The 23,191-nt window shown below is 70.9% G+C and carries 17 protein-coding genes and 1 pseudogene; 15 read left to right on the top strand and 3 right to left on the bottom strand.

The window, feature by feature from the left end; all coding sequences use genetic code 11:
- Positions 1-36: 36 nt before the first annotated feature.
- Positions 37-654, bottom strand: a complete 618-nt coding sequence (locus H4696_RS07560) for a LysE/ArgO family amino acid transporter (protein ID WP_169735250.1) — start codon at positions 652-654, stop codon at positions 37-39.
- A gap of 215 nt (positions 655-869) precedes the next feature.
- On the opposite strand from H4696_RS07560, the gene H4696_RS07565 reads away from it, so the two are divergent.
- Both H4696_RS07565 and H4696_RS50700 read left to right on the top strand, forming a co-directional pair.
- Positions 870-1,664 (top strand): SDR family NAD(P)-dependent oxidoreductase, encoded by a 795-nt coding sequence (locus H4696_RS07565; protein ID WP_192782141.1) that lies wholly within the window; start codon positions 870-872, stop codon positions 1,662-1,664.
- 217 nt (positions 1,665-1,881) lie between these two features.
- A complete protein-coding gene (locus tag H4696_RS50700; RefSeq protein ID WP_264086318.1) occupies positions 1,882-2,007 on the top strand; it encodes a hypothetical protein in 126 nt (41 codons plus the stop codon).
- A 9-nt stretch (positions 2,008-2,016) separates the two neighbouring features.
- Here the strand turns inward: H4696_RS50700 and H4696_RS07570 are convergent, their stop codons facing one another.
- Positions 2,017-3,459: a cellulose binding domain-containing protein gene (locus tag H4696_RS07570; RefSeq protein WP_192782142.1), complete on the bottom strand. Its 1,443-nt coding sequence runs from the start codon at positions 3,457-3,459 to the stop codon at positions 2,017-2,019.
- Between the two features lie 120 nt (positions 3,460-3,579).
- Positions 3,580-5,619 carry a phosphocholine-specific phospholipase C gene (locus H4696_RS07575; protein ID WP_192782143.1) on the bottom strand — a complete coding sequence of 680 codons (2,040 nt, stop codon included), beginning with the start codon at positions 5,617-5,619 and terminating at the stop codon, positions 3,580-3,582.
- A gap of 236 nt (positions 5,620-5,855) precedes the next feature.
- On the opposite strand from H4696_RS07575, the gene H4696_RS07580 reads away from it, so the two are divergent.
- The 13 genes and pseudogenes from H4696_RS07580 (at position 5,856) to araA (ending at position 23,186) form a co-directional block, all read left to right on the top strand.
- Entirely contained in the window at positions 5,856-6,101 is a 246-nt protein-coding gene (locus H4696_RS07580) for a hypothetical protein (RefSeq protein WP_086865699.1), read from the top strand.
- 176 nt (positions 6,102-6,277) lie between these two features.
- Positions 6,278-7,114 (top strand): annotated as a pseudogene (locus H4696_RS07585) (glycoside hydrolase family 16 protein); the annotation flags it as partial.
- A gap of 477 nt (positions 7,115-7,591) precedes the next feature.
- Positions 7,592-8,518: a D-alanyl-D-alanine carboxypeptidase family protein gene (locus H4696_RS07590; RefSeq protein WP_192782144.1), complete on the top strand. Its 927-nt coding sequence runs from the start codon at positions 7,592-7,594 to the stop codon at positions 8,516-8,518.
- Complete coding sequence (locus H4696_RS07595) at positions 8,515-9,573, top strand: endonuclease/exonuclease/phosphatase family protein (RefSeq protein WP_086864618.1); 1,059 nt, start codon at positions 8,515-8,517, stop codon at positions 9,571-9,573. The genes H4696_RS07590 and H4696_RS07595 overlap by 4 nt, the downstream gene beginning before the upstream one ends.
- Positions 9,574-9,808: 235 nt before the next feature.
- Entirely contained in the window at positions 9,809-10,852 is a 1,044-nt protein-coding gene (locus H4696_RS07600) for a LacI family DNA-binding transcriptional regulator (protein WP_086864617.1), read from the top strand.
- Positions 10,853-10,889: 37 nt separating this feature from the next.
- On the top strand, positions 10,890-11,909 hold the full coding sequence (locus tag H4696_RS07605; protein ID WP_225955619.1) for an ABC transporter substrate-binding protein: 1,020 nt from the start codon (positions 10,890-10,892) through the stop codon (positions 11,907-11,909).
- Between the two features lie 10 nt (positions 11,910-11,919).
- Positions 11,920-13,434, top strand: coding sequence for a sugar ABC transporter ATP-binding protein (locus H4696_RS07610; RefSeq protein WP_086864615.1), 1,515 nt, complete (start codon positions 11,920-11,922; stop codon positions 13,432-13,434).
- A complete protein-coding gene (locus H4696_RS07615; protein ID WP_086864614.1) occupies positions 13,431-14,474 on the top strand; it encodes an ABC transporter permease in 1,044 nt (347 codons plus the stop codon). Before H4696_RS07610 ends, H4696_RS07615 begins: the two co-directional genes overlap by 4 nt.
- Entirely contained in the window at positions 14,471-15,454 is a 984-nt protein-coding gene (gene yjfF, locus H4696_RS07620) for a galactofuranose ABC transporter, permease protein YjfF (RefSeq protein ID WP_086864613.1), read from the top strand. Before H4696_RS07615 ends, yjfF begins: the two co-directional genes overlap by 4 nt.
- Before the next feature lie 76 nt (positions 15,455-15,530).
- Positions 15,531-19,343 (top strand): LamG-like jellyroll fold domain-containing protein, encoded by a 3,813-nt coding sequence (locus tag H4696_RS07625; protein ID WP_086864612.1) that lies wholly within the window; start codon positions 15,531-15,533, stop codon positions 19,341-19,343.
- Between the two features lie 23 nt (positions 19,344-19,366).
- Complete coding sequence (araB, locus tag H4696_RS07630) at positions 19,367-20,995, top strand: ribulokinase (RefSeq protein ID WP_086864611.1); 1,629 nt, start codon at positions 19,367-19,369, stop codon at positions 20,993-20,995.
- Positions 20,995-21,672 (top strand): L-ribulose-5-phosphate 4-epimerase, encoded by a 678-nt coding sequence (locus H4696_RS07635; RefSeq protein WP_086864610.1) that lies wholly within the window; start codon positions 20,995-20,997, stop codon positions 21,670-21,672. The genes araB and H4696_RS07635 overlap by 1 nt, the downstream gene beginning before the upstream one ends.
- Before the next feature lie 14 nt (positions 21,673-21,686).
- Positions 21,687-23,186 (top strand): L-arabinose isomerase, encoded by a 1,500-nt coding sequence (araA, locus tag H4696_RS07640; RefSeq protein ID WP_086864609.1) that lies wholly within the window; start codon positions 21,687-21,689, stop codon positions 23,184-23,186.
- The last annotated feature ends 5 nt before the right edge of the window (positions 23,187-23,191 follow it).

A 23,191-nucleotide genomic window follows, 5' to 3' on the forward strand; every position in this document is an offset into this window, starting at 1 on the left:
GCCGGGGACAAACCGTTACAGGACAACGGGTTTCGCTCAATTCAGGACAAGTCGGACGGCGAGTGCGGTGATCACGGCGCTCGACGCCAGTGCCGTCACGAGCCGCCCGCGGGGGCCGGTGAGGACCCGGCCCAGCAGCGCGCCGCCGCCTGCGAGGAGGGTCTGCCAGCTCGCCGAGGCGGCGAACGCGGCGAGCACGAACACCCCTTGGTCGAGGGCCGGCACCGGCGTCCCGGCGCGGCCGCCGACCACCAAGGCGGCGAAGTAGACGACGGTCGCCGGGTTGACGAGCGTGATGCCGAGCAGGCCGGCGTAGGCGCGGCCGGGCGTGAGCGGGGCCACGGGCCGTTCGGTGGCGTCCCGGTGCGACCGCAGGGCCAGGACGGCCCCGCGCACCGCCAGGACGGCGAGGATCCCCGCCGAGACCAGCCGCAGCGGCCCGGCCACCGGCGTGACGACGCTCGCGATCGCGGCGCCGCCGAGCACCGCCACCAGCGCGTACACCCCGTCGGCCGTGGCGACGCCGAGGGCGGCCGCGATGCCGGTCTTGAGGGAGCTGCGGGCGGTGAGCGCGACCAGGTAGGTGCCGACGGCGCCGACCGGGATCGCGATGCCGTAGCCGGCCACCAGCCCGTCCAGCAGCGCAGCGGTCACAGCACGGGCGGGATCGGCCTCCGGGGGCAGCGCTGCTGCTGGACCGGCGCGGTGGTCGCGGCGGTCGGCAGGAGGGGCGTGCGGCAGGAAGTCATGCGGCGATGGTGTAGCCGCCGCACCGGCCGGGCAACCGGTTTTCCAGCCGGTGCGCCCCGGGCTGCTGTGCTTCAATCGGCCGGGGAGCGGGACGTCGAGGTGAGAGAGGGCGTTGAACGATGCGGGTCGACCTGAGCGGGAAGACGGCACTGGTCACCGGGTCCACCCAGGGCATCGGCTCGGCGATCGCGGCGGGGCTCGCGGCCGCGGGCGCCCGCGTCGCGATCAATGGCCGGAGCGAAACGGGGGTCCAGAAGGCCATCGCCCGGTTGCGCGAAGACCTGCCGGACGCGGACTTCCTCCCGGCGCCGGGCGACGTCTCGGAAGAGGCGGGCGCCGCGCAGGTCGTCGAGGAGGTTCCGGACGCCGACATCCTGGTCAACAACCTCGGCATCTTCGGCGCCCAGGAACCGCTGGACATCACCGACGCCGACTGGCGCCGCTACTTCGAGGTCAACGTCCTGGCCGCGGTGCGGCTCACCCGCGCCTACCTGCCCGGGATGACCGAACGCGGCTGGGGCCGGATCCAGTACATCGCCAGCGATTCCGCGATCGTGATCCCGGCCGAGATGATCCACTATGGAGTGTCGAAGACGGCGTTGCTCGGCGTCTCCCGCGGGTTCGCCAAGCACGCGGCGGGCACCGGCGTCACGGTCAACGCGGTGATCGCCGGGCCGACGCACACCGGCGGCGTCGAGGACTTCGTGTACCAGCTGGTGGGCAAGGACGTCCCGTGGGACGAGGCACAGCGGGAGTTCATGAAGCAGTACCGGCCGCAGTCGTTGCTGCAGCGGCTGATCGAGCCCGAGGAGATCGCGCACCTGGTGGTGTACTTGAGTTCCCCGTTCGCCTCGGCCACGACCGGGGCGGCCGTGCGGGTCGACGGCGGGTACGTCGACTCGATCGTGCCGTGAGGCCCGTTCCCGCCCAGGAGCACGGGGGAACCCCGGGAGGGAACGGGGGAGTGGGGGACGGGGGTCTTCACCGCGCCGCCACTACCTACAACGACCCGCGCGGACCGGTGTTCCGGTTCCGGGGGTGACGTGCGTCGCCCGGGGTACCCCGCGCAGGGGTCGCCCGGACGAGCGCGCCGGCTGTCGTGATCGGCCCGCGTGGTTCATGATCGACTCCATGGACCACATCGAGACACCGGCGAAACCCGCCCGCGGCCTGCACCGGGTGCTCCTCGCGGCGGCGGCGGGCGCCTTGATCGCCGCCGCCGCGTGGGTGGCCCTCTGGCTGGCCATGCACCTTTAGGGGGAACGACTACGGCGTGACCGGGATGTTCGTCAGGCCCGACTTGGCGTTCGTCACGGTGTTCGACGCGTACACCACGTTCGGGTTCGCCGCGCACTTCGACACCGAGCTGATCTTGATCGCGTAGGCGCCGGCCCCGCCGAGGTCGGACTTGTTGTTCCGCCACACGTTCCCGCAGCCGTTGTCGAACGACGGGCTCGTGCTGGTGTTGTGGTTCTCGTAGCCGTTGGCGAACGTGCCGGGCGCGGCGAACGTGCCCGTGTTGTCCTCTATCGTGTAGCCGATCCCCTTGACGTCGATCCAGGAGTCGGCCGAGTTCTCGCCGCTGATCCCGCGGCCGTCGAAGGTGTTTCCCCGGATCAGGCCGCCCGTCGTGCCTTCCTTGACGTCGATCGGCTCGGCGGCGATGAACGGGCCGATGTGGTTGTCCAGCACCTGGATCCGGTCGCCGCGGTCGACGCCGCCGGAGTTGCCGTGGCAGGCCCAGTTCGAGTTGGCCGAACCGAGGTAAACGCCCTCGCCGTAGCCGGGCTGCACGAGCCCGGTGTAGGTGATCGTGGAGTTCTTCAGCACGCTGTCGGCCGACGACCGGCGGAAGTGGATCGCCTCTTCGTCGACGTGGTGCACGGTGACGCCGTCGATGGTGGTGTGCGGCGAATTGTCGACGACGATGCCCTTCTTGGACTCCTGGACCGTGAACCCGGTCAGGTTCCAGTACGGCGCGCCCGAGAGCCAGAGGCCGTAGCCCGGGTCCCAGCCCGCGGTCGGCGTCGGACAGTCGGGTGCGTCACCGGACGGGCCGTCGTTGATCAGAACGGCGTTCGAGGGCCCCGAAAGGGTGATGGGCTTCGCCGCCGTGCCGGGTTTCGTCGTGACGAAGGAGCCGCGGTAGGTGCCGGCCGCCAGCTTGATCGCCTGCCCCGGCACCGCGTTCGCCAGTGCGGCCTGGAGCTGGGCGGCTGTCGAGACGTTCACGGTGTCGCTGCTCGGTGGGGGAGTGGTCGTGGTCGTGGGCGGCGTCGTCGGCGTGGTGGTGACCTGGCCGCCGCCCGTGCACGCGGCGCCGTTGACCGTGCAGCCGGCGGGCAGGCCCGCGCCGGAGACGTTGAAGCCGAAGCTCGCGGTCGCACCAGGGGCGACCGCGCCGTTGTACCCGGCGTTCGTGAACTTGTAGTGCTGCCCGGTCTGCGTCTTCACCGAGCTCCACGAGCTGGTGACCGCCGAGCCGGCCGGAAGGTCGAACTCGACCGTCCAGCCGGTGGCGGGCGCGTCGCCGCGGTTGGCGATCGTGTAGCCGCCGCCGTAGCCGCCGGTCCAGACCGACGACTGCCCGAAGGTCGCGGAGAGACTCGCCGACGCGGCGCGCGCGGTCACCCCGCCGGTCAGGGCGAGAGCGACCGCGGCGGCGGAAACGGTTGTGGTACCGAGGAAAACGGCACTTCGTGGGGACACCGATGGCCTCCGGAAAAGAGAAACAGCGGAGGTGTTGCGGCGGACACCCGGACGTTCCCTTTATAGGCGACCTCGGCGAGGCCCGTCAATGGACTGAACAACAGTCACGGATGTGAACGGCTACCCGGTGATGCTCGGCGCGCCGGTTTCGAGGTGCCCGCTGAACCGGCGCAGGAACTTCGGGTCGGCGTCGAGCGTGGCCGACAGGTCGTACCACCCGGACCCGTAGGCGACCGGGTTCCAGTCGTCGGTCACCGTCTGCCCGGCGGCGAGGATGTAGGTCCACGGCCCGTCGGTGCGGTAGTGGTTCGCGGTGACCGTGACCTTGACGGCGGTCGTCCCAGAGTTGCGCATGGTCAGCCGCAGCTTGTTGTCGGTGGTGTAGCCGCCGAGGACGTCGACGCCCGCGCCGGCGCTGTTCGCGTCCCCGGCGAGCACCCAGCGGAACCGGTTGGGCCCGTGCACCGCCACGCCGTACTTGCCGCCGCCGTAGAGCTGGATCCGCCAGGTGTCGCTGACCTGCGCCCCGGGTGCGACGTCGTAGGGCCACGGGCCGTCGGTCTGCCCGTCGTTGCGGTAGGCCATCAGCTGCACGGCCGCGGTGCCCTGGTTGGCGAACGTCGTGGTGAGGATCTTGCGGTCGGCGCTCAGCGACGTCGTGACCAGCGGCCGGTAGGGGAGCGCGCGGGCGGGCCGGGTCCCCGTCTCCTGGACCGGGACCTGCTGCGTGCCGGTGGCGGGCGGGGCGGGCTTCGGCAGCTTCTTCTGCGTGTCGTCGGCCTGCTTGCGCAGTGCGGCGGTGTCCGGCAGCAGCGGGATCTGGGTGCTCGGCGCACCGAAGTCGAAGCACGTCATGAGGTCGCCGCAGAGCGCGCGCCGCCACGCGCTGATGTTCGGCTCGGCGACGCCGGTCCAGCGTTCCAGGAACCGGATGACCGACGTGTGGTCGGTGACCTCGGAGCTGACCCAGCCGCCGCGGCTCCACGGCGAGATCACTGTCATCGGCACGCGCGCGCCGAGGCCGATCGGCTGGCCGCCGATGTACTCGCCGGCGGTGCCGGACGGCGCGATCGGCGGGGCGACGTGGTCGAAGAAGCCGTCGTTCTCGTCGTAGTTGATGAGCACGACGGTGGACTCCCACAGCTTCGGGTTGGCCCACAACGCGTTGAGCACGGTCTGGGTGTACGCGGCGCCGTCGACGGGCCGCGCTTCGGGGTGCTCGCAGTAGCCGTAGGGCGCGACGATCCAGGACACCTTCGGCAGCGAGCCGCTCGCGCAGTCGGCCTTGAACTCGGCGAGGACGTGGTCGACATCCTTGCCCTGCCCCGAATCCGGGCCCCAGGTCTGGAACACACTGGCGCGCCGGGACAGTTCGCTGGTGTAGTCCTGGTGGTAGGCCTGGAAGAGCCACAGCGGGTTGTCACCGTAGTCGCCGACGAAGGAGCCGCTCGCGTCCCCGACTTCCTTGTTGGCGTAGACCTTCCACGAAACACCGTGCTGCTGCAGGCGTTCGGGGTAGGTCGTCCAGCTGAAGACCGGCTTGTAGTCGGCGGGGTTGTAGTTCGCCGGGCCGCCCGCCTTGCCCTCGGCGTCGATGGTGCCGGTGAACAGGTAGAGCCGGTTGGGCGTGGTCGGGCCCTGCACCGAGCAGAAGTAGTGGTCGCACACGGTGAACGCGTCGGCGAGCGCGCGGTGGAACGGGATGTCGCCCTGGCCGAAGTAGCCCATGGTCATCTCGCCCTTGGCGGGGATCCACGCGTCGTTGGCGCCGCCGGCGATCGCCTGGTGCTGGTCGGTCCAGCCGTGGCCGAGGTCGCCGAGGTCCTGACCGTCCACTTTGGTCGTGTCCACCCGGAACGGCAGGAGGTACTTGCCGTCGCCGCGCCCGGAATCGGGCTGGTGGAAGATGTCCTGGCCGTTCGGCTGGACGATCGCCGACCGGTCGCCGTAGCCGCGGACGCCGCGCATCGTGCCGTAGTAGTGGTCGAAGGAACGGTTCTCCTGCATGAGGACCACGACGTGTTCGACGTCGGAGAGGCTGCCGGTCGCGCGGGGCTCGGCGAGTGCCTCGGCCATGCCGGGCGGCAGGGCGCCGAGGGCACCGGCGGCGGCGACCCCGCCGAGGAAACGACGTCGGGTGAGCGCGTTCGGATCGGCCATCACGGGAGCCTCCAGGGGCCTCGGCAGGGGCGGCGCGACCAGCGTAGGTGATCGAAGGTGCTCGAAAACACCGACGTTCGGACGTAATAGTGCAATCTGGTGTTCATCGGCTGTTCGGTTCGCGGTGCGCCCGCGTGACACTTTCCGGTGACCGGGAGCTGAACGGGAACCGGGCGGGGAATCTTGATCAGCACGAACCCCCTGACACACAGGGGAGAAAGCGGGAGGAGAGCACGATGAAGACCCGAATCGCTTCCCTGGCGGCGGCCGGTGCGCTCGCGGTTTCCGGGGTCGTCGCCGCGGCGGCCCCGGCGTCGGCCGACCCGGTGCCCGGCAGCGCGAACCAGTTCTACGCCTACTGCTCGGTGGATCTGCTCGGCGTGCCGATCGCGTGCACGGAAACCGACGCAGCCCACGCCACGCACGTCTGCCAGTACCTGGCGACCCCGCTGGGCATCGGCCTCGACTGCATCCAGCGCTGACCCGCGTGGTTGCCCGAAAGTACCCGGTGGTCCGGACCATCGGGTACTCGTCGGAAAATGTCCGACCGGTTAGCCTTGTTCTTCGCCACTTCGCCGTCCATACTTTGTTGTGATCCACAACAAATAGGGCGCCGGTGAGCCGCCAGCCGTCGCCCGCGGAAGAAGAAGAGGCGACAATGACGTCGACCAGGATCCCCACCCGGTGGCGCCGGACGGCCCGGTTGCTGGCCGTCCCCGCCGCCCTGCTCGCGCTCGGCGCCGTGGTGGCCGCCCCGCCGAGCCAGGCCGCTTCGGTTCTCGAGAGTTTCTCCGACGACTTCGACGGTGCCGCCGGGAGCGGCGTCGACGGTTCGAAGTGGGTGCACGAGACCGGCGACAACGTCAACAACCACGAACGGCAGTGGTACACCGACGGGACCGCCAACGCGGCCCTCGACGGCCAGGGCCACCTCGTGATCACCGCGAAGAAGGAGAACAGCGGCAACAACTGCTGGTACGGCGCGTGCGAGTACACCTCGGCGCGGCTCAACACCTCCGGCAAGTTCTCCACGTCGTCCGGGCACGTCGAAGCCCGGATGAAACTGCCGCGCGGGCAGGGCATGTGGCCCGCGTTCTGGATGCTGGGCACCGACATCGGCAGCGTCGGCTGGCCGAACTGCGGCGAGATCGACGTCATGGAGAACGTCGGGTTCGAGCCGAACACCGTGCACGGCACCATCCACGGCCCCGGCTATTCGGGTTCGGGCGGCATCGGAGCGGCGTACAACGGCCCGAACTTCTCCGACGACTTCCACACCTACGCCGTGGACTGGTCGACCGACAAGATCGTGTGGTCGGTGGACGGCAACGTCTACCAGACCCGCACGCCGGCCGACGTCGGCGGCAACGCGTGGGCGTTCAACCACCCGTTCTTCGTGATCCTCAACCTCGCGGTCGGCGGCTACTGGCCGGGCGACCCCGACGGCAGCACGCAGTTCCCGCAGCAGCTGGTGGTCGACTACGTCCACGTGAGCTGAGCGGCCCCCGATCGGCGGGACCGGCTCGCTCCCCGTGCGCGGCGGGGAGCGGACCGGTCCCGCGTCTTTTCCCGGGTCCGGCTTCCGGACGTCATGAAGGGGTCGTTCACCCTGCCAGGCGTCGGGGCCCCGGCAAAGTCGGGCCGGAGGTGGCTGGCGGATGCGCCCCAATGTGGCGTTGGGTGCATCCGGGACCAGAACACCAGCCCCAGCCGCCACATCGGTCACCGCCCGCAAGGTCATGAACGACCCGTTCGTGACGACCCGCGACCCCCGCAGACCGCGCACGACTTTGCCGGAGCCCTGACGTCCGGCGGCTGGCCCGCGCGACGTGGTGCCGGGCGGTCTTTTGGTACAGGCCTGTGACACTTCTGGTTCAGACCTGTCGAACAACCCCGACGGGCCGGCGATCTTCTCCGGACACAGTGATCGGAGTGCGCTCGAGCGAGCGCGCTTCGGCACCCGGAGGAGCTCATGTCCCGTACCCGCATCCCACCCGTCGCCGGCGGGATCGCCGCCGCGGTGGCCGTCGCCATCGCCGTGACCTGCTGGGTGCTCTTCCCTCCGGAACTCGCCGGCCGGGCGAGCGCGGCGCGGCCGTCGATCGACCTGGCGCTGCCGTGGCCGTCGGACGGGCAGGCGAGCGCCGAGGTGCTGGGCCTGGGCTCACTCGGCAGCCGCGGTGAACAGCAGCCGGTGCCGATCGCCAGCGTCACGAAGGTGATGACCGCCTACGTGGTGCTGAAGGACCACCCGCTCGACGCGGCCGAGGCGGGCCCGCAGATCACCGTCGACGAGCAGGCCGAGGCCGAATCGACGTCGGCGGAGGAGTCGACCGCGCCGGTCCGTGCGGGCCGCCGGATCAGCGAGCGGGACCTGCTGGCACTGATGCTGGTCCCGTCCGGCAACAACGTCGCCCGGCTGCTGGCCCGCTGGGACGCGGGCAGCCAGGAGGCGTTCGTCGGGAAGATGAACCGCGAGGCCGCGGCGCTCGGCATGACGAGCACGACGTACACCGGCGCGAGCGGGGTCGAGGACTCCACCACGAGCACCGCCACCGACCAGCTGCGGCTGGCGCGCGAGGCGATGAAGCTACCGGTGCTGCGCGCGATCGTGGCCACGCCGAGCCTGCGCGTCGACGGTGTACCGGGCACGGTGGTCAACACGAACACGCTCTTGGGCAGTGACGGTGTGATCGGCCTGAAGACGGGTTCGTCGACGGCCGCGGGCGGCGCGCTGATGTGGGCGGCGCAGGCTTCCGGTGGTCGGTTGATCCTGGGGGTGGTCCTGCACCAGAGCCCGGGCGGCACCCCGGCGGCGGGCTTGAAGGCGGCGTTGGAGAACAGCCGCCGGCTGATCGCGGCGATCCAGCACGAGCTGCCGAGGGCGGCCACCCGATGACGGCGACCGTGCAGCCTGGCGACCCGAGTTCGGCGGTCACCCAGCCGCTGGGGCGGGGCAGCGGGCATCCAGGAGCCGAGCCCGCCCGGTTGTCGGGGTCGGGCGGCGGACGCCTGCCCACCTCCAAGCGGTGGGCCGGGATCTGGCGCCGCGGCCGCGTCATCGCCGCGTTCGCCGTGCTCATCGCCCTGCTCCTCCTCGCCCACCCCCTCGTCCCCAACTGGCCCGGCAACGCGGGCAGTCTCCTCGAAACCTTCCTCCCCTGGACCGGCGCCCTCGTCCTCCTCCTGCTCGCCACCGCCCTCCTGCGCCGCTCGGCCCTCGCCCTCGTCGCACTCCTCCTCCCCACCGTGATCTGGACCGCCGACTTCGGCGGCAAGCTCTTCGACCACCGCGGCACCGGCGGCGACCTCACCGTCGTCTCGCACAACGTCAACGACGAAAACCCCGACCCCGCCGGCACCGCGCGAACCCTCGCGGCTTCGAACGCGGAAGTGATCGCGCTCGAGGAACTCAAGCGGTCGGAGATCCCGAAGTACGAAGACGCCCTCGCCGCCCGGTATCCGCACCACACCGTGCAAGGGACCGTCGGGGTCTGGAGCACCTTCCCGCTCCGGGACACCAGCCCGGTCGAAATCATGCCGTGGACCCGCGCCCTCCGGACCACAGTGGACACTCCCAAGGGGCCCGTCGCGGTGTTCGTGGCGCACCTGCCGTCGGTGCGGGTGCGGCTCGACTCGGGGTTCACCGCCGACGGACGCGATGCCGCTGTCGAACGGCTCGCCGCCGAAATCGCCGCGGACCCCGCGGAAAAGACCGTGCTCGTCGGCGATTTCAACGGGACCGCCGACGATCGGGCGCTGGCCCCGATCACCGCTCGCCTCAAAACCGCGCAGGACGAGGCCGGGGACGGGTTCGGGTTCAGCTGGCCCGCGTCGCTGCCGCTGGCCCGGATCGACCAGATCTTCGTCGGCGGGGTGCGGGCGGTGGCGGCCTGGACGCTGCCCGCGACCGGGAGCGACCATCTGCCCGTGGCGGCCACGATCGCGCTCTGACTCCGGGCGCGAACATGCGCCTGAACACCGTGGTCACGGCGCAGCCGGTGAATCACAAACGAAGCTTTCCGCAGGCCGGGGCCCGGTATCCGCGCGAGCAGCGACGCCGGGGCACGTGACCACACCGTTACGCGACCCAGGGTTGACCGCGAGGGTGTTATCGCTAACACTACTCCTCGCCGTCACCGGAACAGGTGACGCAGATCCAGTCGACGCGGACGGAGAGGGGACGCCGGTGGCTGAACGACCCCGCTCCGGCGGACCCGTGCGGGTGACCGCGGCCGGGACGCGGCAGCCGAGCCTGACCGACGTCGCGGGTGTGGCCGGTGTTTCGCACATGACCGTGTCGCGGGTGATCAACGGGACCGGCCCGGTGCGCCCCGAGACGCGGGCCCGGGTGCTCGCGGCGATCGAGGAACTGGGCTACCGGCCCAACTCCGCGGCCCGCGCGCTGGTCACCGGGCGGACCGGGACGCTCGGCGTCGTCGCGCTCGAGTCCAATCTGTACGGTCCGGCCAGCACGCTGTACGGCATCGAGAACGCCGCCCGCGAAGCCGGGTACGCGATCACGATCTCCAGCGTGAGCCGGCCGGGCCGGTCGTCGATCGCCGACGCGGTGGAAAACCTGCGCCGCCAAGCGGTCGAGGGCATCATCGTCATCGCCCCGCACGTCAGTGCGGGCCGTGCGCTGGAAGCCGCGCCCGCGGACTTCCCGGTCGTCGCCGTCGGCGGCGGGGAGACCGCGCCCGTGCCGGTCATCTCCGTCGACCAGCGCGACGGCGCCCGCCGCGCCACCGAGCACCTGCTCGCCCTCGGTCACCGCACGGTCTGGCACGTCGCCGGGCCGGAGGACTGGCTGGAGGCCCGGGATCGAGAGCTCGGGTGGCGCGAAACCCTGGAACGCCACGGGGTTCCGGCCCCGCGGGTGATCCGCGGCGACTGGAGTTCGCGGTCGGGCTACGAGGCGGGGCGATCCCTTGCCGCGGAACCCAAGCTGGACGCCGTGTTCGCCGGCAACGACCAGATGGCGCTCGGCTTGCTGCGCGCCTTCGCCGAGGCGGGCGTTTCGGTGCCGCGCGACGTGCGCGTCGCGGGCTTCGACGACGTACCCGAGGCGGCGTACTTCACGCCGCCGCTCACCACGGTGCGCCAGGACTTCATCGAAGTCGGCCGGCGCACGTTCGGCCTGCTCACCCAGCGGATGGACGGGGGCGACCGGCACGCGCGTGCCTTGGTCGTACCCGAGCTGATCGTCCGCGAGAGCACCGGGCCGCGTTAGCACGGCGAACGCGCCCCGCTCGAGAAGACCCCTCCGAATGTTAACGCTAACAAATTTGATCACCGTCGATCGAGGAGTGAACGTGCTGAAGAAGCGATGGGCCGCCGCGGCGGCCGCGGCGGCCGGACTCGTGCTGCTCACCGCCTGCGGGAGTGGTGGCTCTTCCGGTGGCTCCGGCGGGGCGATCACGCTCGGCTTCGCCCAGGTGGGCGCCGAGAGCGGCTGGCGGACGGCGAACACGAAGTCGATCCAGGAGTCGGCCAAGACCGCGGGCATCGAGCTGAAGTTCTCCGACGCGCAGCAGAAGCAGGAGAACCAGATCTCCGCGATCCGCTCCTACATCCAGCAGAAGGTCAAGGTCATCGCCTTCTCGCCGGTGGTGGAGTCCGGCTGGGACACCGTGCTCAAGGAAGCCAAGACGGCCAACATCCCGGTCATCCTCACCGACCGCGCGATCGACTCGCCGGACAAGTCGCTCTACAAGACCTTCCTGGGCTCGGACTTCATCGCCGAGGGCAAGAAGGCGGGGCAGTGGCTGACCAAGGAGTTCGGCAGCGCCACCGGCCAGGTCAACATCGTCGAACTGCAGGGCACCACCGGCTCCGCGCCGGCGAACGACCGCAAGAAGGGCTTCGCGGACGTCATCGCGGCGGACCCGAAGTACAAGATCGTCGCCTCGCAGACCGGTGAGTTCACCCGTGCCAAGGGCAAGGAGGTCATGGAGGCCTTCCTGAAGTCCCAGCCCAAGATCGACGTCCTCTACGCGCACAACGACGACATGGCGCTCGGCGCCATCGAGGCGATCGAAGCCGCGGGCAAGGTGCCGGGCAAGGACATCAAGATCGTCTCGGTCGACGGCGTGAAGGACGCGCTGACGGCGCTGGCCGACGGCAAGATCAACCACGTCGTCGAGTGCAACCCGCTGCTCGGCCCGCAGCTGATGGACCTGGTGAAGAAGGTCTCCGCCGGCGAGCAGGTGCCCGCCCGCATCGAAACCCAGGAAACCGAGTTCGACCAGGCGTCGGCCAAGGCCGCCCTGCCGCAGCGGCAGTACTGAGAGGTCCCGCATGCCCGCCGAAATCCTGACCATGACCGGGATCCGCAAGGAGTTCCCCGGCGTCCTCGCCCTCGACGGCGTCGACTTCCGCCTGTTCCCGGGCGAAGTCCACGCGCTGATGGGGGAGAACGGCGCCGGCAAGTCCACCCTGATCAAAGTGCTGACCGGGGTGTACGGGGTGGACGCGGGCACGATCACTCTCGCCGGGACCACTGTCGCTTTCGGTGGTCCCGGCGAGGCCCAGCAGGCCGGCATCAGCACGGTCTACCAGGAAGTCAACCTCTGCCCGAACCTGTCCGTGGCGGAGAACGTCTGCCTCGGCCGGGAACCCCGCCGCTTCGGCCGCATCCAGTGGGGCCCGATGCGGCGGCGGGCCGAGGAACTGCTGGCCCGGCTGGACGTCCACGTGGACGTCTCGGCCGAGCTGAGCACCTGCTCGATCGCGGTGCAGCAGCTGGTCGCGATCGCCCGCGCGCTCGACGTCGACGCGCGGGTGCTCGTCCTCGACGAGCCGACGTCCAGTTTGGACGCCGGCGAGGTCGAGCAGCTGCTGAAGGTCGTCCGGTCCCTGCGCGAGCAGGGCCTGGCGATCCTGTTCGTCTCCCACTTCATCGACCAGGTCTTCGCCATCGCCGACCGGATGACCGTGCTGCGCAACGGGAAGCTGATCGGCGAGTACCGCACCGCGGACATCACGCCGGTCGACTTGGTCACCAAGATGATCGGCAAGGAGCTGCGGGTCCTCGAAACCCTCGAGGACTCCGGCCCCAGCCGGGCCGAAGTCGCGGACGCGCCGGTGCTCCTGTCCGCCGAGGACCTCGGGCGCAAGGGCGGGGTCGAGCCGTTCAGCCTCGACATCCACGCCGGCGAGGTCGTCGGCCTCGCCGGGCTCCTGGGCTCGGGCCGCACCGAGCTGGCCCGGCTGCTCTTCGGCGCCGACCACGCCGACAGCGGATCCGTGAAGATCGACGGCGAGCCGGCGAACCTGCGCACCCCGCGCGCCGGGCTCGACCGCCGGATCGCGTTCTGCTCGGAGAACCGCAAGACCGAAGGCCTGGTCGAAGAACTGACCGTCCGGGAAAACATCGTCCTCGCGCTCCAGGCCTCCCGGGGCTGGGCGCGGCCGCTGTCGCGTCGCCGGCAGGACGAAATCGCCCGGAAGTACATCGAAACGCTCGACATCCGCCCGGCCGACCCCGAAGCACTGGTCGGCCACCTTTCCGGCGGGAACCAGCAGAAGGTGCTGCTGGCCCGCTGGCTCATCACCGAACCGCGGCTGCTGATCCTGGACGAGCCGACCCGCGGCATCGACATCGGCGCGAAGACCGAGATCCAGCGGCTCGTCACGCAGCTCTCGGCGGACGGCATGGCCGTCGTCTACATCTCCGCCGAGCTGGACGAGGTGCTCCGGCTGAGTCACCGCGTCGCCGTGCTGCGCGACCGGAAGGTCGTGGCGCAACGGGAAAACCAGGGGCTCACCGCGGACGACGTCATGGCCACGATGGCCGAGGGGGTGCAGGCATGACCGGCCTGGCGAAGAAGCGGCTCTTCTGGCCCGTGGTGGCGCTGCTCGCGCTGCTGCTGGGCGACCTGATCGCGAGCCCGGCGTTCTTCTCGATCGAACTGCGCGACGGTCACCTCTACGGGAACCTCGTCGACATCCTGAAGAACGGCGCCCCGCTGATCCTCATCGCGATCGGCATGACGCTCGTCATCGCCACCCGCGGCATCGACCTCTCGGTCGGCGCGGTCGTCGCGATCAGCGGTTCGCTCGCGTGCCTGTGGATCGCCGATCACCCCGACGGCGTGGGTGCCACGCTCGTCGCGGTCGGGCTGGCGCTCGGGCTGTCGCTGGTGCTCGGCGTGTGGAACGGCTGGCTGGTCGCCGCGTTGGGCATCCAGCCGATCATCGCGACGCTCATCCTGATGGTCGCCGGGCGCGGGATCGCGCAGCTGATCTCCGGCGGGCAGATCATCACGATCAACTCCGCGCCCTACGAATGGATCGGCAGCGGGTTCGTGCTCACCCTGCCGAGCGCCATCCTCATCGCGCTGGCCGTGTTCGTGCTCGCGTCGCTGCTGGTCCGCCGCTCGGCTCTCGGGCTGCTCGTGGAAGCCGTCGGCGGCAACCCCGAAGCCAGCCGGCTGGCCGGGCTCCGGTCGGCCCGGCTGACCTGGCTCGTCTACGTCTTCTGCGCGCTGTGCGCGGGCATCGCCGGGCTGATGATCAGCGCGAACGTGCACAGCGCCGACGCCAACCACGCCGGGCTGTTCATCGAGCTCGACGCGATCCTCGCCGTCGTCGTCGGCGGCACGCAGCTGACCGGCGGCCGGTTCTCCATCGGCGGCGCGGTGATCGGCGCCCTGCTGATCCAGACGCTGACCACCACCGTCTACGCACTGGGCATCCCTCCCGAGGCGATCATGCTGTTCAAGGCCGTGGTCGTGCTCGCGGTGTGCCTGCTGCAGTCGCCCGCGTTCCGCCGCAAGCTCCGCCGCCGCAAGGCCCGCCCGGCCGCGTCGGCTCCCGCGTCCGCTCCGGAGAAGGTCGAGGTCACGGCATGACCACGCTGACCCGCATCAAGGGCTACCGGCCGCAGCAGCGGCACCTCCCGATCCTCGCGACGATGGCGCTGCTCATCGGCGCGTACGTCTTCGGCGCGGCCAGCTACGACGCGTTCGGGTCCGGGCAGGTCGTGCTGGACCTGTTCATCAACAACGCGTTCCTGCTCGTGGTCGCGGTCGGGATGACGTTCGTGATCCTCACCGGCGGCATCGACCTGTCCGTCGGCTCGGTCGTCGCACTGTCCACAGTGATCTCCGGCGACCTGCTGCAGAAGCACGGCTGGCCCGCGTACGCGGCGATCGCCGTGGTGCTGGTGGTCGGCGCGCTGCTCGGCGCAGGGATGGGCGCGCTCATCCACTTCTTCGAGATCCAGCCGTTCATCGCCACGCTGATCGGGATGTTCTTCGCCCGCGGGCTCTGCTACACGATCAGCACCGAGGCGTACTCGATCGACAACGCGACGATCGCGACCCTGGCCCAGACGCAGATCCCGCTCGGCGGGGAACTGCACATCTCGATCAGCGTGGTCGTCGCGCTGGTCGTCGTGGCCGCCGCGGTCTACGTGCTGGCGTTCACCCGGTTCGGCCGCACGGTCTACTCGATCGGCGGCAACGCGCAGTCCGCGATGCTGATGGGCCTCAAGACCGGTCGCACGAAGATCGCGGTGTACACGATCAGCGGGTTCTGCTCGGCGCTGGGCGGGCTGCTTCTCGTGCTGTACAAGTCTTCCGGCGACCCGCTCAACGGCGTCGGCCTGGAGCTGACCGCGATCGCCGCGGTCGTCATCGGCGGCACCATCCTCACCGGCGGGTCCGGCTACGTGCTGGGCACCGTGCTCGGGATCATGGTGCTGGGCATCATCCAGACGCTGATCACCTTCGACGGCACCCTCAACTCCTGGTGGACTTCGATCATCACCGGCGCCCTCCTCTTCGTCTTCATCGTCCTGCAACGCCTGGTCACCCGACGCACCCGCTAGCGCGAAAGCGGCACTTTCACGTGAAAGTGCCGCTTTCGCACCCCGCACTGTGAGCGCTCACACTCGAAGGAGAGGCATGCTCCGCAGAATCCGGCGGCCCTTGGCCGTGCTGGCGGCTCTGACCTTGTTCTCCGCCCTGCCCGTGACCGCGGCGGGGGCGGCGGACGCCGACCCGGCGCTCGCCGGGCACTGGACGTTCGACGAAGGCAGCGGGACCACCGCCGCCGACAGCGCGGGGGACCACCCCGCGACCCTGAACGCCGGCGCGGGCTGGGCACCCGGCATCCGCGGCGGCGCGCTGACGACCGATGGCACGAGCGGGTTCGCCGACGCCGGCGCGCCGGTGCTGGACACCACCAAGAGCTTCTCCGTGAGCAGCTGGGTCAAGCTCGACAAGACCTCGGGCTTCCAGACTTTCGTGAGCGTCGACGGGAACCAGGTCAGCAACTTCTTCCTGCAGTTCCGCGACGACTCGCGCCGCTTCGCCTTCACCCGCCTCGCCGGGGACGCGCCCGCCGACGGGGTCGTCGCCTCGGCGAACTTCGACCCGGTCGCCGGCCAGTGGTACCAGCTCACCGGGGTGTTCGACGCGGCGGTGTCAACGCTGTCGTTGTACGTGGACGGCACCCGGCAGGCCACGGTGGCCGCGCCCGCGGGCTGGGCCGGCACCGGTCACCTGGTGATCGGCCGGGGCAAGTACGGCGGCAACCCGGTGGACTACGTCGACGGCACGATCGACGACGTCCGGGCCTACTCCGGCGCGCTCACCGCGGCCGACGCCGCCCGCCTGGCCATCGCCGGGCACTGGACCCTCGACGAGGGCACCGGCACCACCGCGGCCGACGACTCGCTCGACGCGCGCACCGCCACCCTGACCGGCGGCGCGACCTGGGGCGACGGCGTCGTCGGCACCCACGGCGTCGCCCTCAACGGCACCGATGCCGCGGTCGAGGCTCCGGCTCCGGTCGTCGACACCGCGCAGAGCTTCTCGGTGTCCGCCTGGGTGAAGCCCTCGGCGGCCACGGGTTTCCGGACCGCGGTGAGCGTCGACGGCTCGACGATCAGCGGGTTCTACCTCCAGCGCGCCGCCGACAGCCGGTTCGCCTTCACCCGCCGCGCGGGCGACGGCGACACGGCGTCGTCCTCGGCGGTGTCGACGCTGCCCGCGCAGGCTGATCAGTGGCAGCACCTCGTCGGCGTCTACAACCGCGCGGCCGGCACGCTTTCCCTGTATGTCAACGGAACCCTGCAGCAGAGCGTTCCGTTCGCGACGCCGTGGACCGCCTCCGGGCACCTGGTCATCGGGCGCGGCAAGTGGGCCGGCAGCCCGGCCGACTGGTTCGCCGGGGGAGTCGACGACGTCCGCGCGTACCCGACCCCGCTGACCTCCTCCGCCGTCGCCGCGCTGGCGGCCAGCGGATCGTGGCACTTCGACGAGGGCGTGGGCACGATCGCCCGTGACGCGAGCGCGAACGCCGCCGACGGCACGCTTCGCGGAGCCACCTGGACCGCGGGCGCGGCGGGCAAGGCCGTCCAGCTCGGCGGCAAGTCCACTGTGGACATGGGTACCTCGCCCGCGTTCGACACCGGCACCGGCTCGCTCTCGCTGGCCGCCTGGTTCCGCACCACCGCGGACGGCACCCTGGCCGACCACGGCGACGGGTACGCGCTCGGCGTGACCGGCGGCAAGCTCACCGCCCGCGTCGGCACCCTCCAGGTGACCACCACCGGCGGCGGTCTCGCCGACGGCAACTGGCACCACGCCGCCGTCGTCCTCGACCGCGCCTCCCAGCGGCTCACCGTCTACGCCGACGGCGACGCGGCCACGGTCACCAGCACCTGCGGCACGCCGTCGGGCACCACCCTGGACGTCTCGGCCTGCCCGGTGTCCGGGACCGCGGCCGCGCCGCTGACGGTCGGCGCCGGGTTCACCGGCGCGGTCGACGAGCTGGAGCTGCGCCGCTTCCCGCTCACCGCCGCCCAGATCGGCACCCTCGCGGGCGCCAACCAGCTGGCCGTGGACGCCAACGTCGTCCGCGCCAACACCCGCCCGACCACCTACGGCTCGATCCTCGAGGACATCAGCCACTCCGTCGAAGGCGGGCTGTACGCGGAACTCGTCCGCAACCGCACCTTCAAGGAGGCCTACCAGCGCGGCAGCGGCGCTGGTGACACCCCGGTCCCGTACTGGTCGCTGGTCACCTCGCCGGGCGCCACCGGCAGCTACACGATCGACACCGCCACGCCGCTCAACACCGCACTGGACCGGTCGCTGAAGCTGCACGCCGACGCGGTCCCGGCGGGCGGGCGCGTGGCCGCGGCCAACGTCGGCTACTACGGCGTCGCCGCGAAACCGGGCACGAAGTACACCGGCAGCTTCTTCGGCAAGGGCGCGTGGACCGGCGCGGTCCGGGTCACCCTGGAGAAACCGGACGGCACCGTGCTGGCGAGCAAGGACGTCCAGCCGGTCGGGCCCGCGTGGACGCAGCAGACGTTCAGCTTCACCACGCCGTCGACCATCGCCGCGTCGACCGACAACCGGATCGTCGTCTCCCTGGTCAACAAGGGGAAGACGGCGCTGGCCGGTGACGCCTGGTTCCAGCAGGTCTCGCTGTTCCCGCCGACCTTCAAGAACCACGGCGTCCGCCTCGACCTCGGGCAGAAGCTCGCCGCGATGAAGCTCGGCCTGTTCCGCGTCCCGGGCGGCAACTACCTCGAAGGCAACACCCTCGACACCCGGTTCGCCTGGAAGAACACCATCGGCAAGCCGGAGGAGCGGCCCGGCCACCAGAACACCGCGTGGGGCTACTGGTCCACCGACGGCTTCGGCATCCTCGACTACCTCAAGCTGTCCGAGGACATCGGCGCCCAGCCGCTGCTGGCCCTGTTCGCCGGCTACACGTTGAACGGTCAGCACGTCGACCAGGCCGACTACCCGCAGTACGTCCAGGAAGCGCTCGACGAGATCGAATACGCCATCGGCGACGCCACCACGACGTGGGGCGCGAAGCGGGCCGCCGACGGGCACCCGGCGCCGTTCGACCTGCACTACGTCGAGGTCGGCAACGAGGACTGGTTCGACGGTTCCGGCTCCTACGCCTGGCGCTTCACCGACATGTACAACGCCATCAAGGCGAAGTACCCGCAGCTGACGGTCATCGCCACGACCGGCGGCCTGCAGGGCGGGGCCGCGTCGAGCACGCCGACCGGGGTCCGCCCGGACGCCGCGGACGACCACTACTACCAGTCGCCGCAGTGGTTCACCGACAACTCGACGCGCTACGACACCGCGGACCGCTCCGGCCCGGACATCCTCGTCGGCGAGTACGGCGCCCAGGACGGCCGGCCCACCGGCACCCTGGCCGCCGCCATCGGCGAAGCCGCGTTCCTGACCGGGCTCGAACGCAACAGCGACGTCGTCATCGGCTCGATGTACGCGCCGGTGCTGGTGCAGGAAAACCAGGCCAACTGGCCGGTGAACCTGATCGGCTTCGACGCCGGGAGCAGCTACGGCTCGCCGTCGTACTGGGTGCAGCAGATGTTCTCCAGCACCCTCGGCAAGCAGATCGTGACCAGCCGCCTCAACCAGGGCAGCCCGCTGCGGCAGGTGGTCAACGTGACCACCAAGAACGGCCGGAAGACGTTCACGGTCAAGCTCGTCAACCCGGCCGGGCAGGTGCAGACCGCGCGGCTGGCGCTCACCGGCGTCACCGCGGTCGACGGCACCGGGACGCTCACCACGCTCACCGGCGACCCGGCGGGACGCAACACCCTCGCCGCACCGGCCGCCATCGTGCCGCAGACCAGGGAGCTCACCGGACTGGCCGCGACGTCGAAGCTGACCCTGCCCGCCAACTCCGTGACCACCCTGGTCATGACCGGCCGCTGAACAACACCAGGAGAGAGGACACCGTGGGAGAACCACTAACCGTCGGCGTCGACTTCGGCACGCTGTCGGGCCGCGCGGTGGTCGTGCGCGTGGCCGACGGCGCCGAGCTGGGCAGCGCGGTCTTCGAGTACCCGCACGGAGTGCTCGACGAGACGCTGCCCGCCACCGGTCGTGCGCTGCCGCCGGACTGGGCGCTGCAGGTGCCCGCGGACTACGTCGGAGTGCTCCGCGAAGCCGTCCCGGCGGCGTTGCGGGACGCGGGTGCCGACGCGGGCGACGTCATCGGCATCGGCACCGACTTCACCGCGTGCACGATGGTGCCGACGACCGCGGACGGCACGCCGCTGTGCGAGCTGCCCGGGTTCGAAGGCGACCCGCACGCGTACGTGAAGCTGTGGAAGCACCACTCGGCCCAGCCGCAGGCCGACCGGATCAACGAGCTGGCCCGCACCCGCGGCGAGAAGTGGCTGCCGCGCTACGGCGGGCTGATCTCCTCGGAGTGGGAGTTCGCCAAGGGACTCCAGGTGTTCGAAGAGGCGCCCGAGGTCTACGGCGCCATGCGGCACTGGGTCGAAGCGGCCGACTGGATCGTCTGGCAGCTGACCGGGACCTACGTCCGCAACGCGTGCACCGCCGGGTACAAGGGCATCCTGCAGGACGGCCAGTACCCGAGCCGCGACTTCCTCCGCGAGCTGGCGCCGGGCTTCGAGTCCTTCGTGGCCGACAAGCTCGAACACCCCTTGGGGCAGCTGGGTGCCCGCGCGGGGTCGCTGTCGGCGGAAGCGGCGGCGTGGACCGGGTTGCCCGAAGGCATCGCGGTCGCCGTCGGCAACGTCGACGCGCACGTCACCGCCCCCGCGGCGAACGCCGTCGAGCCCGGCCAGATGGTCGCGATCATGGGCACCTCGACGTGCCACGTGATGAACGGTGCCGACCTGCGCGAGGTCCCCGGCATGTGCGGGGTCGTCGACGGCGGGATCGTGACCGGGCTCTGGGGCTACGAAGCCGGGCAGAGCGGCGTCGGCGACATCTTCGGCTGGTTCACCGAGCACTTCGCGCCGGCCGGCCACGACGAGCTCACCCGGCTCGCCGCGCAGCAGGAGATCGGCGAGCACGGGCTCGTCGCGCTGGACTGGCACAGCGGCAACCGGTCGGTGCTCGTCGACCACGAGCTGTCCGGCGTGATCGTCGGCCAGACCCTCGCCACCCGCCCCGAAGACGTCTACCGCGCCCTGCTGGAGGCCACGGCGTTCGGCACCCGCAAGATCATCGAGACCTTCGGCGAGGCCGGCGTCCCGGTCACCGAGCTGATCATCGCGGGCGGGCTGGTCAAGAACGCGCTGCTCATGCAGATCTACGCCGACGTCACCAACCTGCCGCTGTCGGTCATCGGCTCCGAGCAGGGCCCCGCGCTCGGCTCGGCCATGCACGCGGCCGTCGCCGCCGGAGCCCACGCGGACATCCGCGCGGCCGCCGCGGCGATGGGCTCCGTGCGGCGCGCGGTCTACCAGCCGGTGCCCGCGCACGTCGCCGCCTACGACGAGCTGTACGCCGAATACACGACGCTGCACGACTACTTCGGCCGTGGCGGCAACGATGTCATGCACCGGCTCGCCGCCCGCCGCCGTGAAATCGCGAAGGGACGGTCCTGATGTCGTTGACCGACGAAGTGCTCGACACCGTCGCGGAACTGCGGGAGACCGTGGCGAACCTGCACGGCGAGCTGACCCGCAACGCGCTGGTCATCTGGACCGCGGGCAACGTCTCCGCGCGCGTGCCCGGCCGCGACCTGATGGTCATCAAGCCCTCGGGGGTGTCCTACGACGACCTGTCCGCCGAAAGCATGGTCGTCACCGACCTGCACGGCGAACTCGTGCACGGCGACCTCGCGCCGTCGTCGGACACCGCCGCGCACGCCTACGTCTACCGGCACATGCCCGAGGTCGGCGGCGTCGTCCACACGCACTCGACGTACGCGACGGCGTGGGCCGCGCGCGGCGAGCCGATCCCGTGCGTGCTCACGATGATCGCCGACGAGTTCGGCGGGGAGGTCCCGGTCGGGCCGTTCGCCCTGATCGGCGACGACTCCATCGGCCGCGGCATCGTCGAAACGCTTCGCGCGAGCCGGTCGCCGGCCGTGCTCATGCGCAACCACGGGCCGTTCACCGTCGGCCGCACCGCCCGCGACGCCGTCAAGGCCGCGGTGATGGTCGAGGACGTGGCCCGCACCGTCCACAAGGCCTTCGAGCTGGGCACGCCCGAACCCCTGCCGCCCGAGGACGTCGACCGGCTCTACGCCCGGTACCAGAACGTCTACGGCCAGCACTGATATCGAGGAGAACGATGACCCGCGCGTCGAAACCCCAGCTCTGGTTCCTCACCGGGAGCCAGGCCCTCTACGGCGAGGAGACCCTCGAACAGGTCGCCGGCCAGTCCCTGCGCATCCAGCAGCTGCTGGCCGCCTCCGGCGGGCTCCCCGCCGAGATCGTCGGCAAGCCGGTGCTGACCGAGTCCGCGTCCATCCGGCGCGTCCTGCAGGAAGCCAACGCCGACGCGGCCTGCGTCGGCGTGATCGCGTGGATGCACACCTTCTCGCCGGCGAAGATGTGGATCACCGGGCTGGACGCGCTGCGCAAGCCGCTGCTGCACCTGCACACCCAGCTCAACGAAGCCCTGCCGTGGTCCACCATCGACATGGACTTCATGAACCTCAACCAGGCCGCGCACGGCGACCGCGAGTTCGGGTTCATCCAGACGCGCCTCGGCGTGCCGCGCAAGACCGTCGCCGGGCACGTGTCCGACCCGGCCGTGGTGGCGCGGATCGACGCGTGGGCGCGGGCCGCGATCGGCGCCGACCACCTGCGCAACCTCCGGCTGGCCCGGTTCGGCGACAACATGCGCGACGTCGCCGTCACCGAGGGGGACAAGGTCGAGGCGGAGCTGCGGTTCGGCGTCTCGGTCAACACCTACGGCGTCAACGACCTGGTCGAGGTCGTGGACTCGGTGTCCGATGTGGATTCGCTCGTGGCCCGGTACGCCGAGGACTACGACGTCGTCCCGGACCTGGCGGCCGGGGGAGCGCGGCACGAGTCGCTGCGCTACGCGGCGAAGATCGAAGCCGGGCTGCGGAAGTTCCTCGCCGACGGCGGCTTCGGCGCGTTCACCACGAACTTCGAGGACCTCGGCGGCCTGCGCCAGCTCCCCGGCCTGGCCGTGCAGCGGCTGATGGCCGACGGCTACGGCTTCGGCGGCGAAGGCGACTGGAAGACCTCGGCGCTGCTGGCCGCGGTCAAGGCGATGAGCGTCGGGTCCGACCGGGGCACGTCGTTCATGGAGGACTACACCTACCACTTCGGGCCGGGCACGCCGAAGATCCTCGGCGCCCACATGCTCGAAGTCTGCCCTAGCATCGCCGCCGCGAAGCCGTCGTGCGAGATCCACGCGCTCGGCATCGGCGGCCGCGAGGACCCGGTCCGGCTGGTGTTCGACGCCAAGCCCGGCCCTGGCGTCACGCTGGGCCTGGTCGACCTCGGCGACCGGTTCCGCCTGGTGGCCAACGAGATCGAGGTCGTCGCGCCGGACGAGCCGCTGCCGAACCTGCCCGTGGCGCGGGCGGTCTGGGAGCCGGCGCCGTCGCTGTCGACGTCCGCGGAGTCGTGGATCACCGCGGGCGGCCCGCACCACACCGTGCTCACCCAGGCCGTGAGCACCGAATCCCTTCGCGACTTCGCGAACCTGCTCGGCGTCGAGCTGCTGGTGATCGACAAGGACACCACGCCGCACGACTTCGCCGACCGCATCCGCTGGAACCAGGCGTACCACCGCCTCGCCCAGGGTTTCTGAGAAAG

The organism is Amycolatopsis lexingtonensis, from assembly GCF_014873755.1.
GTDB lineage: Bacteria > Actinomycetota > Actinomycetes > Mycobacteriales > Pseudonocardiaceae > Amycolatopsis > Amycolatopsis lexingtonensis.

Excerpts from the sequence above, each read along its gene's own strand:
- H4696_RS07605 (WP_225955619.1), top strand. The coding sequence starts at position 10,890 with ATGTTAACGCTAACAAATTTGATCACCGTCGATCGAGGAGTGAACGTG.
- yjfF (WP_086864613.1), top strand. The coding sequence starts at position 14,471 with ATGACCACGCTGACCCGCATCAAGGGCTACCGGCCGCAGCAGCGGCAC.
- H4696_RS50700 (WP_264086318.1), top strand. The coding sequence starts at position 1,882 with ATGGACCACATCGAGACACCGGCGAAACCCGCCCGCGGCCTGCACCGG.
- H4696_RS07625 (WP_086864612.1), top strand. The coding sequence starts at position 15,531 with ATGCTCCGCAGAATCCGGCGGCCCTTGGCCGTGCTGGCGGCTCTGACC.
- H4696_RS07580 (WP_086865699.1), top strand. The coding sequence starts at position 5,856 with ATGAAGACCCGAATCGCTTCCCTGGCGGCGGCCGGTGCGCTCGCGGTT.
- H4696_RS07565 (WP_192782141.1), top strand. The coding sequence starts at position 870 with ATGCGGGTCGACCTGAGCGGGAAGACGGCACTGGTCACCGGGTCCACC.
- H4696_RS07575 (WP_192782143.1), bottom strand. The coding sequence starts at position 5,619 with ATGGCCGATCCGAACGCGCTCACCCGACGTCGTTTCCTCGGCGGGGTC.
- H4696_RS07615 (WP_086864614.1), top strand. The coding sequence starts at position 13,431 with ATGACCGGCCTGGCGAAGAAGCGGCTCTTCTGGCCCGTGGTGGCGCTG.
- H4696_RS07590 (WP_192782144.1), top strand. The coding sequence starts at position 7,592 with ATGTCCCGTACCCGCATCCCACCCGTCGCCGGCGGGATCGCCGCCGCG.
- H4696_RS07610 (WP_086864615.1), top strand. The coding sequence starts at position 11,920 with ATGCCCGCCGAAATCCTGACCATGACCGGGATCCGCAAGGAGTTCCCC.
- H4696_RS07595 (WP_086864618.1), top strand. The coding sequence starts at position 8,515 with ATGACGGCGACCGTGCAGCCTGGCGACCCGAGTTCGGCGGTCACCCAG.
- araA (WP_086864609.1), top strand. The coding sequence starts at position 21,687 with ATGACCCGCGCGTCGAAACCCCAGCTCTGGTTCCTCACCGGGAGCCAG.
- H4696_RS07635 (WP_086864610.1), top strand. The coding sequence starts at position 20,995 with ATGTCGTTGACCGACGAAGTGCTCGACACCGTCGCGGAACTGCGGGAG.